The organism is Pseudomonas songnenensis, from assembly GCF_003696315.1.
GTDB lineage: Bacteria > Pseudomonadota > Gammaproteobacteria > Pseudomonadales > Pseudomonadaceae > Stutzerimonas > Stutzerimonas songnenensis.
This window is the reverse complement of sequence record NZ_RFFN01000001.1, coordinates 749,369-764,268: the sequence shown is the minus strand read 5'-3', so window position 1 is coordinate 764,268 and position 14,900 is coordinate 749,369. Positions and strand designations below refer to the sequence as shown.

Sequence of the window (14,900 nt, the reverse complement as noted above, 5' to 3'; positions counted from 1 at the left end):
CTCTTGGAGAAGTGATGTGGCTCGATATAAGGCGCGTGGTTTCACCCTGATCGAAGTGATGATCGTCGTGGTCATCATCGGCATTCTTGCCAGCATTGCGCTGCCGAATTATCGCCAATACGTCATTCGCAGTAACCGCACTGCGGCGCAGGCGCAGATGCTGGATATCGCCAACCGTCAGCAGCATTTTCTGCTCGCCAACCGCGCCTATGCCGATGCCGCGGCACTTACCGCCAGCGGTTTCAGCCTCTCGGGTGAAGTCAGCCCGCATTACAGCTTCGACGTTACCGTCGGCAGCGGTACGGTGCCGTCCTACCTGATCACCTTCACGGCCATTGGCAGCCAAGCCAGCGACGGCGACCTGACCCTGAACAACGAAGGCGTGAAAACGCCTGCAGACAAGTGGTGAGTGTCGTGCGCTCGGCAACCAGTCGGCAAACCGGAATCAGTCTGATCGAAGTGTTGATCACTCTGGTGATCCTGGCCGTTGGACTGCTTGGAGTGATGGCACTGCAGACACGCCTGCAGCAATCGGAGATGGAAACCTACCAGCGTTCCCAGGCACTGCTGCTGCTCGACGATATCGCTGCGCGCATGACGGCCAATCGCACTGCGGCTAGCAGTTATGTAACCGGTAGCGCGAACCCTCTGGGCGCCGGCATGACCTGCCCTACCTCGACCGCCACGCCACAACAACGCGACGCCGCCGCCTGGTGCGCGGCGCTGCAGGGCGCCAGCGAAAGCACCAGCACGGGCCTGGCTGGTGCATTGATTGGCGGACGTGGCTGTATCGAGTCGCTGGGCAGCAATCAGTACCTGCTCACGGTGGCCTGGCAGGGTTTGCTGCCGCTGTCGGCGCCCCCGTCCGATGTTGCCTGCGGCAGAAATGCATTCGATGGCGCGGCCGGCAGCCAGTGCAGCAACGATCGCTGCCGCCGTGTGGTAACCACCCTGGTGCGGGTGGCGCCGCTATGAGACGACCGGGGCCGATTCGCAATCGCACAACCATTGCAGGTTTCGGCCTGATCGAGCTGATGGTGGCAATGACCATCGCGCTGATCCTCAGCGCAGCCACGCTCACCCTTTACCTGAACATGAGTCGCAGCAACAGCGAGCTGGCCAAGACCAGCAGCCAGATGGAACATGGGCGACTGGCGATTCGCCTGCTGCGCGACGACTTGATGCATGCGGGGTTCCTCAACGGCTTCGTGCCGCAGTTCGAGGACCTGACCTACGCGGCCGTACCCGGCGACTATCCGGTAGCGGTACCGACCCCTTGTGCGCCGTATACCGACTGGAATGCCGCGTACAAGACGAACCTGATTGGAGTACCCGTTCAGCTTTACGCTGCCGTACCAGCCAGCTGCAGCGGAGCAATGCCCTCCGCGCTAGCCGGAAGTGACGTGCTGCTGGTACGCCGGGTGGCGAGCTGCGTAACCGGCTCGCCAAACTGCGAAGCCAACGTCAGCGGCAAACTCTATTGGCAAACCGGCTACTGCGACAGCGAACCTCGCTACGTGCTCGACAGCAGCGGTTTCACGCTGCACAAGCGCGACTGCACCACGCAGGCGGAGACGCGGCGTTTCCTCAATAACGCCTACTACATTCGCGACTATGCAGTGACCGCCGGGGATGGCATTCCAACGCTGATGCAATCCACATTCGATCTGGACAGCGGCGCGCTCGACCAGCAGGCAGCGGTCCCGATGGTCGAAGGTATCGAAGCGATGCGTTTCGTCTTTGGCGTAGACGACCTGAGCGACACTGGGATGCCGGTCGACTATGGACAACCCGTGCAATGGGCCAGCGAACTCAATCGCAACTCACCGACCAACCGTGGTGATGGCGCTCCGGACTCGACCTGCACCTCGGCGACACCCTGCGAGCTGGCGCACCTGACCAACACCGTGGTGGTGCAAGTTCATCTGCTGGTACGCAACATCGAGCCGACCCCCGGCTATCAGTCCGGCAAGACCTACAACCTGGGCGGCCAGACCTTCGGGCCGTTCACGGATGCATTCCAGCGCCACGTCTACTCCACGACCGTGCGCCTGACCAACGTTTCGGCTCGCAGGGAAACCCCATGAATGCATCCCGGCACCGGGGCTTCGCCCTCATCACGGCGCTGATCATGCTGCTGCTTCTGACAGTGCTGGTGACGTCGTCTTTCACCCTGAGCAAGGTCAACCTGGACGTGGTGAGCAATCAGCAGTGGCGTAACGAGGCACTGGCAGCAGCCGATGATGCGATCGAGCAGGTGATCCCGTCCCTGACCGGCTCCATTCCGGCCGCCCAGACGATCGGCGTCGATATCAATCGCGACCACATCGATGACTACGAGGTCGCCGTTGCCCAGCCCGAGTGCATCCGCGTCAGCGTCGCCACCCAGGTCGCGCCCAGCAGCCTGACCCTCGAAGGGATGTCCAGCTCCACCTGGAATACCGAATGGGAGCTGGTCGCCAGCGTGCTGGACCCCAGCACCGGCGCCTCGGTGAGGGTGCGCTCCGGCGTGCGCCTGCTGCTCTCCGATGCTCGCAAGAACCAGCTGTGCCCCTGAAGTCGGCCTCACGAGGTAAGCGCATGAAAACATATTTCAACCGGTTCCTGCTGGCGCTGGCCGCGAGTCTGGCCCAGGCCGCCAGCGCCGAGGACATCGACCTGTTCGTTGGCGTGCCGAGCAGTTCGACCGGCGCTCCCAACGTGCTGATCATTCTGGACAACACGGCCAACTGGAACGACGCCTTCTCCAACGAGATGGCGGCGTTGCGTTCGGTAGTCAGCGCACTACCGGAAGACAAATTCCGTCTGGGCATCATGATGTTTACCGAGACGGGAGGAAACAATTCGGGGCCGGACGGTGCCTACGTGCGCGCGGCGCTCCGCCCGATGGACGCTGCCAACAAGACCGCGATGGCAAACCTGGTGACCAGCTTCGACAAGCTCGGCGACAAGTCCAACGGTGGCAAGGTCAGCAAGGCCATGCAGGAGGCGTACCTGTACTTCGCCGGTGCTACGCCGCACGCTGGCAACAACAAGGCCAAGACCGATTTCGCTGGTAACCGCGGCGTATCCACAGCCTCCGATGCCGTCTATGCGTTGCCGAACAATGCCCTGGCCAGCAAGGACGCCACCAGCTATCGCTCCCCCATCGTCTCCGGTTGCGGCAAGAACTACATCATCTACATCAGTAACGGCCCAGCGCAGGACAACAGCTCCGATATCACCCAGGCCACCACGGCGCTTGCCGGTCTCGGCGGCTCGACCACCACCATTCCCATCACGCCCAGCGACTCGCAGGACAACGTGGCCGACGAGTGGGCGCGCTTCATGAAGAAGAGCGGCGAGCAGATCACCACTTACACAATCGATATCAACCGCACCACCAACCGCCAAGGACTCGGCTGGACGGCGTTACTGCAGAGCATGGCCCGTACCAGTGACGGCAAGTATTTCGACGTCACCAGCACCGGCAACCAGATTGTCGATGCGCTTAACGCGATCTTCTCCGAGGTCCAGGCGACCAACAGCGTATTCGCCTCGGTCAGCCTCCCGGTCAGCGTCAATGCCCAGGGCACCTATCTGAACCAGGTGTTTATCGGCATGTTCCGTCCCGACGCGGACGGTTTTCCTCGCTGGTACGGCAACCTCAAGCAGTACAAGCTTGGCTACATCGGCTCTGATCTGCGCCTGCTGGACGCCGATGGGGTCAGTGCGATCAACAGCAACACCGGGTTCATCACCGAGTGCGCGCGCAGCTTCTGGACTCCGACCGCAGCGGACAGCTACTGGAGCTTCAGTGCCCGCGGCAACTGCCTGACGGGCGCGGATTCGAGCGGATCCAACAGCCCGGACGGCAACATCGTCGAAAAGGGCGGCCAGGGCTATCTGCTACGAGCCTCCAGCACTCGCAACATGCTCACCTGTGGTACCGCGGGCGGCTGCACATCGCTGACCAGCTTCTCGACCGCCAACAACGGCATAAGCGCAACAGCCCTGGGTGCCACCAATGAAACCGAGCGCACTGCGCTGATCAACTGGGCCCGCGGTGTCGACCTCAAGGACGAAAATGGCAATGGCAACGTCAGCGAAATGCGCCCCTCGGTGCATGGTGACGTAGTGCATTCCCGCCCCGTGGCAATCAACTACGGCACGGCCGGGAACCCGAACGTCGTGGCGTTCTACGGCGGCAACGATGGTGCATTGCGCGCGGTGGTGGGCAACCGCACCAGCGCACTCGGCACCCACGCCGCAGGCAGCGAGCTGTGGTCGTTCATGCCGCCGGAGTTCTACGGCAAGATCAAGCGCCTCTACGACAACAATGTGCCGATCAGCTTCCCAGGCTATAGCGGAACCTCGACGCCCAAGCCCAAGGATTACGGCATGGACGGCCCGGTAGTGGCCTACCAGGACGAGTCGTCCGCCTGGATCTACGCCACCATGCGCCGTGGCGGTCGGGCTGTGTATGCGTTCAATGTCAACACACCAGCATCGCCGAGCCTGAAGTGGAAACGTGGCTGCCCGAACAACTTCGACGCCAACGGCGGGGTCGTCGACACCAGTTGCAGCGACGGATTTAGCGGCATCGGCCAGACCTGGGCACCGCCCAAACTACTCAAGGCCAGCGGATACGGGAGTGGCACGGCGCCGATGCTGATCATGGGCGGCGGCTACGACACCTGCGAGGATGGCGACCCACACACCTGCACCGACGCCACCAAGGGCAACAAGGTCTACGTGCTCGATGCCGATAGCGGCGAATTGCTCAGAACGTTCGATACCCAGCGCAGCGTGGTTTCAGACGTCACCTTGGTGCGCAATAGTGCCGGCCAGGCCCTCTACGGCTATCTCGCCGACCTCGGCGGTAACGTCTATCGCATCACCATGGGCGCGTCCGCCCCACTACAGTGGACCATGACGCGCATCGCCGCATTGGGCTGCGACACCGCTGGCACCTGCACACGAAACCGCAAGTTCATGTTCGCGCCGGATATCGTTGCCGATGGCGCGGACTACGTGCTCATGCTCGGTTCCGGCGACCGGGAAAAGCCTCTGCTTGACTACGACGACGCGGCGGCCACTACCAACTACTTCTTCATGCTGCGCGACCGTCCGAGTGACTCGACCTGGCTCACCAGCGAGGCAAGCAACTGCGGCGGGAACCTACTCTGCATGAACTCGCTACTGGGTGTGACCACCCAGAGCGCACCGACCACCACCAGCCTCGGACAGAAAAAAGGCTGGTATCTGCAACTGGACGCCACCGAGCAGGTGGTGACCTCGGCGATTACGGTGTTCGGCGATGTCACCTTCAGCACCCATCAGCCCCGCGTACCGACCACTGGGGTGTGTTCCGGACTCGGTGAGACACGCGTCTATACCGTCAACTACCTGACCGGCCAGGGCGTCTATCACGACGTGGTCGGCGATGGTCTGCCGCCCTCACCTGTGGCTGGCATGGTGACGCTGGACGATGGTGTGACCACCGTGCCGTTCGTCATCGGTGCCGATCCGTCCTCGCCACTGCAGGGCAGCCCGCCGATCAACCCCGCCTCGGTCATGCAGCCCACCTCCCGGGTGTTCTGGAACGTTGAGCAGTAGGTAAACGCATGCAGCATTGCAACCGGCTTCAGGTAAGCGCTGGCATTCGCCAGCGCGCTTTCACCCTGATCGAACTGATGGTGGCGCTGGCCGTCCTGGCGATACTGGCAGCGATCGCCGTGCCGGGTTACGACAGCGTCGTGCTCAGCAGTCGGCTGCGCACCTACACCACCGATTTCTCGGCCAGCGCCCAGTTCGCCCGCAGCGAGGCAATGAAACGCAACGCGCCGATCACCCTGTGCAGCTCCAGTGATGGTGCTAGTTGCGACAGCTCTGCCGGCTGGGAGCAGGGCTGGGTGATCCTAGCCGGCAGCACGCTGGTCAAGCACTACCCAGCGGCCAAGACCGGCTATCTGCTGTCCTCCTCGGTGCGTGAGCTGACCTTTCTGCCAAGCGGTTTTGGCTCGACGCCGGCCACACTGACGATTTGCCGCGCCACGCCGCTCGGTAATCAGGAGCGCTCGCTGACGCTATCGGTAACCGGGCGCATCACCATCACTCGAACCCATACCGGCAGCTGTTCCTGAGCGTAACTACCCGCCCCCGGCACCGTTGCGGTTGCTACAATCGTCCGCCCCACTCGCTCAGGGCTCGCACATGGACATCGATCTCGCCCGCACCTTTCTCGAGATCATCCGCAGCGGCAGCTTCATCGCCACTGCAGAGCGACTGCATATCACCCAGACCGCCGTCACGGCACGCATTCAGAATCTGGAAAGCCAGCTGAGCTGCAAACTCTTCGTGCGCAACCGTGCCGGCGCTCGGCTGACGGCCGATGGCGAGCGCTTCGCCTCGTACGCACGGCAGCTGGTGCAGACCTGGGAAGCCGCGCGGCGGGATCTGCCGTTGCCACGCGGCTATGGCGAGCTGCTCACGCTGGGCGCCGAGGTGAGCCTGTGCAATCCGCTGATGCTGGCCTGGATGCAGCGCCTGCGACAGGCGCTGCCCAGCCACGCCCTGCGCAGCGAAGTGGCCAGCGATACCGAACTGCAGCACAAGCTGGAGCTCGGCGCGCTGGATGCTGCACTGGTGCATCAGCCCGAGTACCGACCGGGTCTGCAGGTGGAACAGCTCCTGGAAGAAAAGCTGATCCTGGTGGCGCACAAACACCAGCCGGCTCCCTATCTGTACATCGACTGGGGCCCGGCATTCCGCAAGCAGCACGATCAGGCCCTGCCCGAACACACCCGTGCCGCGCTTACCTTCAGCCTCGGACCGCTGGCGCTGCAGTACCTGCTGCAATGCGGCGGGCGCGGCTACTTTCGGACCCGGGTGGTGCAGCGCTATCTCGATGAAGGCCTGCTCGAGCGGGTCGCGCACGCACCGGAGTTCAGCTATCCGGTGTATCTGGTGCACGCACGTGCCAGCGAATCACCGGCGCTGCTCAGGGCCGTGGAGGCTCTGCGCGATGTGGCCCGAGACGAGTATGACTGGTCGCGCTGGTACTACCCGCATTGAGGCCAACGCCTCAATCCGGCAGGTGTCGGAGCCAGTTGCGATAGAGCGCGGCGATCAGGTCGGTCTGGGTGATCATGCCGACCAGTCGCCGTTCTTCATCCACTACCGGCAGGCAGTGCAGGCCGCGATCGGAAAGCAGATAGACCAGCTCCACCATGTGCGTATCGGGCGTGACCGAAACCACCGGCGAACTCATGATGGCGCGCAGCTTGGTGCCGCGCAGGAATTTGAGCTGACCGAAGTTCAGCCGGCCTGGGCGCGGGTGAAAATGCTTGAGCAGGTCGACCAGGGTGACGATGCCGACCAGCTCACGGGCATCGCTCACTACCGGCAACGAGCGCAGGCGATTGCGCTGCAGTGTGTTCCAGGCCTGCTCGATGAAGGTATCGGGCGTATGCGAGTAGACATCCCGGGACATGATGTCCGCGGCGGTGACTTCGCCCATGCTGCGACGCAGCGCGTGCTTCTCGGTCTGCTTGATCAACCGCTCAAGGTCGTCACGGGTGACGTCGACATACTCGCCGAACTCGCGCAACGCACGGTCGACGTCGTCATGGCTGAAGCTCATGCGTTCGCTCGGCTGCGGATCTCGGGTGTGGTGAACGTTCTCCCGCGGCAACCGCGGTTTCGGGTAAGGGTGCCGGGTGAGGTTGTTGTAGAGCAGCGCAACAGCCAGCAGCAGCAGCGAATTGAACGCCACCGGATAGAGCAGCCCATAGCCCAGATGATGGATCTCGGGACTGCCGACCACCGCAACCAGGGCCAGCGCCGCCCCCGGCGGATGCAGGCAGCGCAGGCTGAACAGACCGACCAGCACCAGGCACACGCACAGTGCGGCAGCAGCCATCGACGGCAGGCTGGTCAGGCCGAGGCTGACCCCGATCACCGTAGCCAGCAGATTGCCGCCGAGCACCGACCAGGGCTGGGCGAACGGGCTGGATGACGCGGCGAAAAGCAGGACCGCCGAGGCTCCAGCCGGGGCGATCAGCTGCAGCGTCAGGGGCACGCCGAACAGCAAGAAGCCGCTGAACACACTGAGCAGCATGACGATGGCAATACCACCGGCAGCACGCAGCCATTCTTTCGGCGCGGCGTTGAACGGGGCGGGAACGAAGGAGCGGAACCAGTCGATGAGGTTGTCGTGCATGTGTCCTGCTTGGATCGATACGGCGAAAGGCACGCATCAACGCGCTGCGACTGAGCGCCCCGGCAGCAGGCTGCAACTGCCGCCTGTGCGGAACAGCGGCAACCGGTCGCAGCCGCTGCGACGCAATGCCACAGCGCGTGAATGCGGCCGGCATTGTCGACGGGGCATCGACCAATCTCTAACGAATACTTTTGAGCAGATAGTGCAATATAAATGCACTAAAACCGTGCATGCGCTTCGCTAAGGAAGCAGAGCCGGTGAAGCAGCCAGACCTGGAGCGCCCTGACTGCTCGGGGAGGTCGGCGCCACTGGGACGCCATGGCAAGCCACCTGGATCAGCTGATGGTGTAGCCGTTGTCCACCACCCAATCCTGGCCAAACACGCCGCGCGCACCTTGTGAAAGCTGGAACAGGATGACGTTGGCCACGGCCGCGGACTCGAGAAAGTGTCCGGGCAACAGGCGTTTTGTCACGCCTTCGGCAACGTTCTCGAGCTGATCGTCGCTCAGCCCCAGCGAGCCCCAGATGGCCGTGGCGGTAGGTCCCGGCGATACCATGTTGATACGCACGTCCAACGGTGCGAACTCCACCGCCAGCGTGCGCGCCTGCGCCGCCAGTGCGGCCTTGCTCGCGATATAGGCGGCCAGACCGGGGAAGCTCGAGCGGATCAGAAAGGTCCCAACGAATACCACCGAGGCGGGCTTGGCCAGCTCGTTGCGCAGCGCAGCGAACGTATTCAGCGCGCCCGCACCATTGACCGCCCACTGCCGGTCGAATGCCGCCATGTCCAGCCCGTCGGCCAGTTCGGCGATGCCGGCATTGGGCACCAGGTAGTGCACCGGCCCCAGCTGTGCGGCGCGCCGAGCCAGCTGGGCCAGGTCTTCGGCCGAAGTGACGTCGCCGCCCAGCCACTGCAGCTGCTCGGCATGGGTTTCCAGCAGCGGCTCGAGCCCGCCGATGGTGCGCGACATCGCCAGCACCCGCGCGCCACGCTGCAGCAGCGCCGAACACAATGCCAGACCGATCCCGGAGCTGGCTCCGGTGACAACAGCCAGACGATCCTGAAACTCGCTTTTCATCATCATCTCCGAGCTCGACGCATGCCGAGTCACAGGCCACCCCGCAAGGCAGCGTTTTTTGGGCTAGGTAATTTGGCGGACAGGTGCAGACGTGCACCCGCCCGATTCACGCTCCGGGTTCAGCCCGGATGACCGTCTACACGTGCGGCGACCAGCATCGGCGCATAGCGCCAGACATAGAGTGCAAAGGCCAGGCCCCAGCAGGTTGCTGCAAGCCACAGCCCGCCAACCGGCCAGGCGACGGAGAGAAAAACCCGCGCCGCCGTACCGAGATTGAACAGAACGAACGCCCCGACGATTCCCGCTGGCAGCTGCAGTGGCCGACCGGTATGGCCCAGGGTGACCCGCGCAATCATCGCCAGGATCAGCCCGCTCATGGAGCCCACGCTCAGCGCATGCAGGGATGGGCTGGACTGTGCCAGCAGACCGAAATGCCAGAGCGCCAGGCCGAACGCTGCGACCACCAGCCAGAGCATCGCCATATGCAGCGACCAGAGCAGGCCGACCTTCCAGATGCCCTTGTCGTACCAGCGCGCCAGGCGCAGCAGGTGGCCGACGCCGATAGCAACGAACAGCAGGCCCAGCAGCGGCTGTGGCCGCATGGCGACCCCGAAGGCATGCAGCAAGGCGATCACCCCAGTGCCCACCAACAAGGCGATATCCAGCCAGACCCAAGGCTTGACCGCCTCGACCTTGCCCAGCCCGCGCTGAGTGAAGAATGGAATCACCCGGCCGCCAATCAGGGCCATCAGCGCTGCGACCAGCCACAGGCCGGCCAGTACGCCCTGGCGCTGCAGCGCATCGTTACCTTGCAGCAAGCCGGTCAGCACCAGCACATCGGCACCGAACATCAGCGACAGCACCACCACGATGGGGTAGTTACGCTTCTGCCGCACCGCCCAGAGCATCCGCGCCATCATCCACGCCAGCGCCAGCAGAAACAGCAGGTCCAATGGCGCCAGCCACTCGGCGGGCAGGCCGAACAGCCAGCCCAGGCGCGCCGCCAGCCAGACCAGCGCCAAGCCCATCAGTCGTTTGCCGGATGGCGCCGTCTGGCCGGTCCAGGTCTGTACCGCGGTGAGCAGAAAGCCGGCGACGATGGCCATGGCGAAACCGAACAGCATCTCGTGACGATGCCACGCCAACCAGCCACCCGTGGGCTGAAAGCCCGGCCAGTGACCGGTCCAGGTCGCTACCCAGAGCGGAATCGCCAACAGCGCGTAAACCGCGCCGGCGAGAAAGAACGGGCGAAATGCGAGTCGCCAGATGGGCGGAATACTCAGGGCTTTTCGCCGATCGATTACTTGCACGGAAGGACCTCCAGACTTGCCATATCCGGCGGCTACACAAAACCTGCACGCCGGATCGATGAACGCTCCCATATCGGGGAGCCAGGACTACTTTCTACAGGGTAGAAGGCTTCGACAGACTTGATTGCGATCAGATTTTCTTCGAGGCGGAATACAAGTGACGACCGGAGCTGCGAGCCGCGCCCCGACGCACCATTGCAGTGCGCCGCGACCGACTTTTCCACGCGTTTACAGCGATCGATCCGTCAACCGGCAGGGTGCGGCAAAGCCCTGCGGCCGGATGCCGACACGCTGGGCGGGTGCCTGCCGGAGCGGCCTCGGTGGGGCGGGGTTACTTCAATTCCTGCTTGACCGTCTCGGCCTGGGCCGTGGTTTCGCCGTCACTGACTGACTTGCGGAACCCGCTGATCGCGCCGCCCAGGTCGGACCCCAGGCCTCGCAGGCGCTTGGTGCCGAACAGCATGACCACGATCAGGAGAATGATCAGAAGTTGCCAGACGCTGATACCCATCATTGTGCTTACCTCGGATGTGCCGAAAATCGATTGCAGCCCTGAGCTCAGTGACCGCTGTGTGCGTTGTGTGAATCGCTGGGCATGTGCCCGTGCATGCCACCGTGCTGCATGCTCGCGGCTTCCTGCAGCAGCGCCTGATCGATCTGATCGAAGCGCAGCACGCGACCGCCGTGTTCTTGCGCCAGACGCAGGGCCGTCTGCTCCTCGGCAAACGTCGCCAGGGAGGCGCCCATGGCGCCCTTGAGCGAAGTGCCGACCACATAGTAGGCGCTGGTTGCGTCGATCAGATGACCATCGTCCGGGTGCTCCCAGACGCTGCGTCCCATGTCATGCACGTACAGCTTGGCATTGAGCAGACGGTTCTCCGGCTGCAGCCACCAGCCGAGCATTTCTGCCGTCGAGCAAAACTTCCTCACCCCGCCCTTCTCCACCGCTTGCCCCTTGGGGCCGGGGAAATCGGTGATGATCATGCCGCAGACGTGGCATTCATCGCTGTCATGGAAGGCCACCGGCTCGAGCGACTGCTGGACCTCCTCCTTTTCCCCACAGCCGGCCAGCGCAAAGGCCAGCGCCAGGGCGAAGAGCGTTCCGGCGCCGATGCGATGCAGTGCGTTCATAGTTCGTTTCCTCGGATCTCGATATTCAGGTCAGACGACGGCGGAAGATGCCGTAGGCCAGCAGCAGCGAAGCCCCGATCCAGGCCAGCAGGCATAGCCAAAGCACCGAAGCCGGCACCGGCAGATCGGCACCCAGTGACAGCACGCCCATGGCGCTGCCGCTGCCCTCGAAGCCGGACAGGTTGATCAGCCGGTAGATGTCGGTGGGGTTGAGCAACAGCAGCCAGGGCAGCAGCTCCGGATTGAACTTGCCTTCGCTGAGCACCAGCAACGCCAGCAGCACCAGGTCGAACACCAGTACGAAGAGAAACCACACCCCGAGCGCAAGGCCCGCGGCGCTTGATTTTTCGTTGACCTTGCCACTGAGCACGTAGGCGAAGGCGAGAAACACCCAGCCAAGCAGCGTCGAGGAAATCATGAAGCGGCCGAAGGCCCAGAGCAGCAGGCCCAGCTCGACACCCTCGACCAGCAGGGCGATGGCCAGCGCTGCGCAGCCGAAGCCGATCAGCACAGCCAGGGCCAGGATCAGCCCGTGGCCGACGAACTTGCCCAGCAGGATCTGTCCGCGGCCCAGCGGATAGGTCAGCAGCAGCATCAGCGTGCCGCCCTCGTCCTCGCCGACGATGGCGTCATAGGCCAGCAGCAGCGCGATCAGCGGCATCAGAAAGGTGGCCAGGCTGGCCAGGCTGGCGATGGTCGCCGGGATCGAGGTGAAGCCCAGCTGGCCGGAGGCCGCGGCACCGAGCCAGGCGATACCCACCGCGAGCACCGCGAAGAGCAGGCTGATGGCGAGCAGCCAGCGGTTGCGCAGACCGTCGCTGAGTTCCTTGCGGGCGATGTTCCAGACCTGGTTCATGGGCGACCCTCCTGGGCGCGTACGTCACCGGCGCGCTCCATGTAATAGCGATAGAGGTCTTCCAGCGATGGCTGGTGGATCTCGATGTCCTCCGGCTCGCTCTCACCGAGCAACTGGCGCAGCAGCACCAGCTTGTGGCCGTTGACGGCCACCACCTCCAGACTCGATTCGCTGAGTCCGCGGGCGCTGTGCCCGGCATCGGTCCAGCGCTGCAGCCAGCTGTCCCGCTCGCTGACGCCGCTGGCGCGAATGCGCACCGGCAAGCCGGCTTCGGCACGCAGTTGCGACAGGCTACCGACGGCCTGCAGGCGGCCCTTGGCGAGGATCGCCGCGCGGTTGATATGGGCCTCGACGCCCGGCAGCACGTGAGAGCAGAGAATGATGCTGGTGCCACGCTGACGCAGGCGGTCGATCAGCTGGTAGAGATCCTGCGTGGCGATCGGGTCAAGACCCACGGTCGGCTCGTCGAGCAGCAGCAGCCTCGGTTCGCCGAGCAGCGCCTGAGCCAGGCCGAGGCGCTGGCGCATGCCCTTGGAATAGGTCTTCACCCGGCGATCGGCGGCATGGGCCAGGCCGACCTGCTCGAGCAGCTCATCCACCTGGCTTAGCGCCGCGCCCTTGAGGCGAGCAAAGTGGCGCAGGGTTTCGCGGCCGCTGAGCTGCGGATAGAAGGTGACGTTCTCCGGCAGATAGCCGAGCTGGCGGCGCACCTGCGGATCGTTCGGCGCGCGGCCAAGCACCTTGACCTGCCCTTCGCTCGGCGAGAGCAGGCCGAGAATCAGTTTCATGCTGGTGGTCTTGCCCGCACCGTTATGGCCGAACAGCCCCAGCACCTCACCTTCACCGAGGTTCAGGTTCAGATCGTGCAGCACGGTCATGCTGCCGTAACGCTGGCTTACGCCCTGGATCTCGACGGCGTTCATGACGTTGGTTCCTGCTTTTCGGTAAGGAGTTTTTCAGTGGGCAGCTTCATCAGCGGATGGCTGTCCTGTACGCCCGGCGACTTGACGACCGGGAAGGCACGCTGCACCCAGCGCAGCACTTCGATGCTCGGGCTGTTCATCAGCAGGCGCACCTGCGGATACAGCCAGAGCAGGCGGTCGACGTTGTCGTTGGGTTCGTAGGCGACATCGCCGAGGCCGTCGTTGTTGCGGTCCCAGCCGAGGTAGTCGCTCCAGTAGTTGCCGCGGCCGTCTACCGACCACTCCTGGGTGCGGCTGGCCACATACTTGACCTGCTGCTGATTGCCGACGAAGGCGTTACCGGAAATCCGGTTGTCTTCCGAACCCGCAGTCAGGTGGATACCCAGCGAGCTCTTTTCGAAGTGGTTGTTCTCGATGGTGTTGAACAGCGAGTTGTAGATGAACAGCGCCTTGCCCTCGCCACCGCTGATCATGCTGTCGCCGCCGGTATCGCCGCGCTGCACGTCACTGACGAAGTTGTCCTTTATCGTCGAGTAGGTGATGTAGTTCAGCAGGATGCCGTAGTTCTGATCCTGCTCGGAGCGGTTGCCGGTCACGATCAGCTTGCGACTCTGCATCAGCGCGTAACCGGTACGGGTCCGCCGGGTGATGTTGTCGATCACGCTGTTGTCGTTGGCGAACATGTAATGCACGCCGTAGCGGACATCCTCGATGACGTTGCCTTCCAGGTGATTGCCGTTGGAGGTATCGATGTAGATGCCGTCGCGCACGTCACGCACCTGGTTGCCGACGATCCGCGCCCCCTTCACCGCAAACAGGTGGATGCCGTTGCCGCGGTCCTGCGAGCGGACGCTCGGCTCACCGTCGATCTGGTTGCCGATCACCTGCACGTCGCTGGTGCCGTCGACGAATACGCCAAACCCCGGACCCCGCATCCGGTTGTTGCTGATCTGCGTGCGCACGGCGGCTGGCAGGATGAATACCGCAGAATCCATGGCGGTGAGGTCGGCGCCCCATTCGCGCAGCGTGCAGCCGTCGACGAGCACGTCGGGCGCGCTGATGAGCAGGCTGCTGCCCTGCCCTTGCGACTGGATGATTGCACCCGGCTCGCAACGCAGCTGCATGGGCTGCTCGATGGTGAACTGCCCCTGATATTCGCCGGCAGGCAAGCGCCAGCGGTTCTCACCGTCGGACTGCAGCGGCAGGGTTGTGATCGATTGCGGTGCCGCCTGGGCCGCACCACTGAATAAAAGCAGCAGTGCAACTGCCGCCGAGTACCGCGAGAAAATAGCCTGAGCTTTGAACACTGCGTTTTGACCTTCTTCAGCTTCCAGGCGGGTAACACTGCGGCAAGAGCCTCGGCAGCACCGAGGCTCATTGCGCAATCACTGAACCATC

The 14,900-nt window shown here is 63.6% G+C and carries 15 protein-coding genes; 7 read left to right on the top strand and 8 right to left on the bottom strand.

What is annotated here, in order from left to right; genetic code table 11:
- Window positions 1–16: 16 nt before the first annotated feature.
- The 7 genes from EA798_RS03495 (at window position 17) to EA798_RS03465 (ending at window position 7,056) form a co-directional block, all read left to right on the top strand.
- Entirely contained in the window at window positions 17–409 is a 393-nt protein-coding gene (locus EA798_RS03495; RefSeq protein ID WP_015275747.1) for a type IV pilin protein, read from the top strand.
- On the top strand, window positions 406–975 hold the full coding sequence (pilV, locus tag EA798_RS03490) for a type IV pilus modification protein PilV (protein WP_242504371.1): 570 nt from the start codon (window positions 406–408) through the stop codon (window positions 973–975). The genes EA798_RS03495 and pilV overlap by 4 nt, the downstream gene beginning before the upstream one ends.
- Window positions 972–2,087, top strand: coding sequence for a PilW family protein (locus EA798_RS03485; RefSeq protein WP_122098066.1), 1,116 nt, complete (start codon window positions 972–974; stop codon window positions 2,085–2,087). Before pilV ends, EA798_RS03485 begins: the two co-directional genes overlap by 4 nt.
- Window positions 2,084–2,557, top strand: coding sequence for a PilX N-terminal domain-containing pilus assembly protein (locus EA798_RS03480; protein ID WP_106157656.1), 474 nt, complete (start codon window positions 2,084–2,086; stop codon window positions 2,555–2,557). Before EA798_RS03485 ends, EA798_RS03480 begins: the two co-directional genes overlap by 4 nt.
- A gap of 23 nt (window positions 2,558–2,580) precedes the next feature.
- Window positions 2,581–5,598 carry a pilus assembly protein gene (locus EA798_RS03475; protein WP_122098065.1) on the top strand — a complete coding sequence of 1,006 codons (3,018 nt, stop codon included), beginning with the start codon at window positions 2,581–2,583 and terminating at the stop codon, window positions 5,596–5,598.
- Between the two features lie 8 nt (window positions 5,599–5,606).
- Window positions 5,607–6,125 (top strand): GspH/FimT family pseudopilin, encoded by a 519-nt coding sequence (locus EA798_RS03470; RefSeq protein WP_122098064.1) that lies wholly within the window; start codon window positions 5,607–5,609, stop codon window positions 6,123–6,125.
- A gap of 70 nt (window positions 6,126–6,195) precedes the next feature.
- Window positions 6,196–7,056, top strand: a complete 861-nt coding sequence (locus EA798_RS03465; RefSeq protein ID WP_106157653.1) for a LysR family transcriptional regulator — start codon at window positions 6,196–6,198, stop codon at window positions 7,054–7,056.
- 10 nt (window positions 7,057–7,066) lie between these two features.
- On the opposite strand, the gene EA798_RS03460 is transcribed toward EA798_RS03465, so the two are convergent.
- From EA798_RS03460 to EA798_RS03425, 8 genes are all read right to left on the bottom strand, one after another.
- Window positions 7,067–8,203: an HPP family protein gene (locus tag EA798_RS03460; RefSeq protein ID WP_122098063.1), complete on the bottom strand. Its 1,137-nt coding sequence runs from the start codon at window positions 8,201–8,203 to the stop codon at window positions 7,067–7,069.
- A 335-nt stretch (window positions 8,204–8,538) separates the two neighbouring features.
- A complete protein-coding gene (locus tag EA798_RS03455) occupies window positions 8,539–9,282 on the bottom strand; it encodes an SDR family NAD(P)-dependent oxidoreductase (RefSeq protein ID WP_106158808.1) in 744 nt (247 codons plus the stop codon).
- Between the two features lie 119 nt (window positions 9,283–9,401).
- Window positions 9,402–10,592 carry an NnrS family protein gene (locus EA798_RS03450; RefSeq protein WP_122098062.1) on the bottom strand — a complete coding sequence of 397 codons (1,191 nt, stop codon included), beginning with the start codon at window positions 10,590–10,592 and terminating at the stop codon, window positions 9,402–9,404.
- A gap of 331 nt (window positions 10,593–10,923) precedes the next feature.
- A complete protein-coding gene (tatA, locus tag EA798_RS03445; protein WP_015275737.1) occupies window positions 10,924–11,106 on the bottom strand; it encodes a twin-arginine translocase TatA/TatE family subunit in 183 nt (60 codons plus the stop codon).
- A gap of 44 nt (window positions 11,107–11,150) precedes the next feature.
- Window positions 11,151–11,723: a nitrous oxide reductase accessory protein NosL gene (locus EA798_RS03440; protein ID WP_122098061.1), complete on the bottom strand. Its 573-nt coding sequence runs from the start codon at window positions 11,721–11,723 to the stop codon at window positions 11,151–11,153.
- Between the two features lie 25 nt (window positions 11,724–11,748).
- Window positions 11,749–12,579, bottom strand: a complete 831-nt coding sequence (locus EA798_RS03435) for an ABC transporter permease (protein ID WP_122098060.1) — start codon at window positions 12,577–12,579, stop codon at window positions 11,749–11,751.
- A complete protein-coding gene (locus EA798_RS03430; protein WP_122098059.1) occupies window positions 12,576–13,502 on the bottom strand; it encodes an ABC transporter ATP-binding protein in 927 nt (308 codons plus the stop codon). Before EA798_RS03430 ends, EA798_RS03435 begins: the two co-directional genes overlap by 4 nt.
- Entirely contained in the window at window positions 13,499–14,809 is a 1,311-nt protein-coding gene (locus tag EA798_RS03425) for a nitrous oxide reductase family maturation protein NosD (RefSeq protein WP_122098058.1), read from the bottom strand. The genes EA798_RS03430 and EA798_RS03425 overlap by 4 nt, the downstream gene beginning before the upstream one ends.
- Window positions 14,810–14,900: the final 91 nt, after the last annotated feature.

What these genes read in the sequence shown, in the direction of transcription:
- EA798_RS03485 (WP_122098066.1), top strand. Translation starts at nt 972, where the DNA reads ATGAGACGACCGGGGCCGATTCGCAATCGCACAACCATTGCAGGTTTC.
- EA798_RS03455 (WP_106158808.1), bottom strand. Translation starts at nt 9,282, where the DNA reads ATGAAAAGCGAGTTTCAGGATCGTCTGGCTGTTGTCACCGGAGCCAGC.
- tatA (WP_015275737.1), bottom strand. Translation starts at nt 11,106, where the DNA reads ATGATGGGTATCAGCGTCTGGCAACTTCTGATCATTCTCCTGATCGTG.
- EA798_RS03435 (WP_122098060.1), bottom strand. Translation starts at nt 12,579, where the DNA reads ATGAACCAGGTCTGGAACATCGCCCGCAAGGAACTCAGCGACGGTCTG.
- EA798_RS03460 (WP_122098063.1), bottom strand. Translation starts at nt 8,203, where the DNA reads ATGCACGACAACCTCATCGACTGGTTCCGCTCCTTCGTTCCCGCCCCG.
- EA798_RS03475 (WP_122098065.1), top strand. Translation starts at nt 2,581, where the DNA reads ATGAAAACATATTTCAACCGGTTCCTGCTGGCGCTGGCCGCGAGTCTG.
- EA798_RS03465 (WP_106157653.1), top strand. Translation starts at nt 6,196, where the DNA reads ATGGACATCGATCTCGCCCGCACCTTTCTCGAGATCATCCGCAGCGGC.
- EA798_RS03430 (WP_122098059.1), bottom strand. Translation starts at nt 13,502, where the DNA reads ATGAACGCCGTCGAGATCCAGGGCGTAAGCCAGCGTTACGGCAGCATG.
- EA798_RS03470 (WP_122098064.1), top strand. Translation starts at nt 5,607, where the DNA reads ATGCAGCATTGCAACCGGCTTCAGGTAAGCGCTGGCATTCGCCAGCGC.
- EA798_RS03480 (WP_106157656.1), top strand. Translation starts at nt 2,084, where the DNA reads ATGAATGCATCCCGGCACCGGGGCTTCGCCCTCATCACGGCGCTGATC.
- EA798_RS03440 (WP_122098061.1), bottom strand. Translation starts at nt 11,723, where the DNA reads ATGAACGCACTGCATCGCATCGGCGCCGGAACGCTCTTCGCCCTGGCG.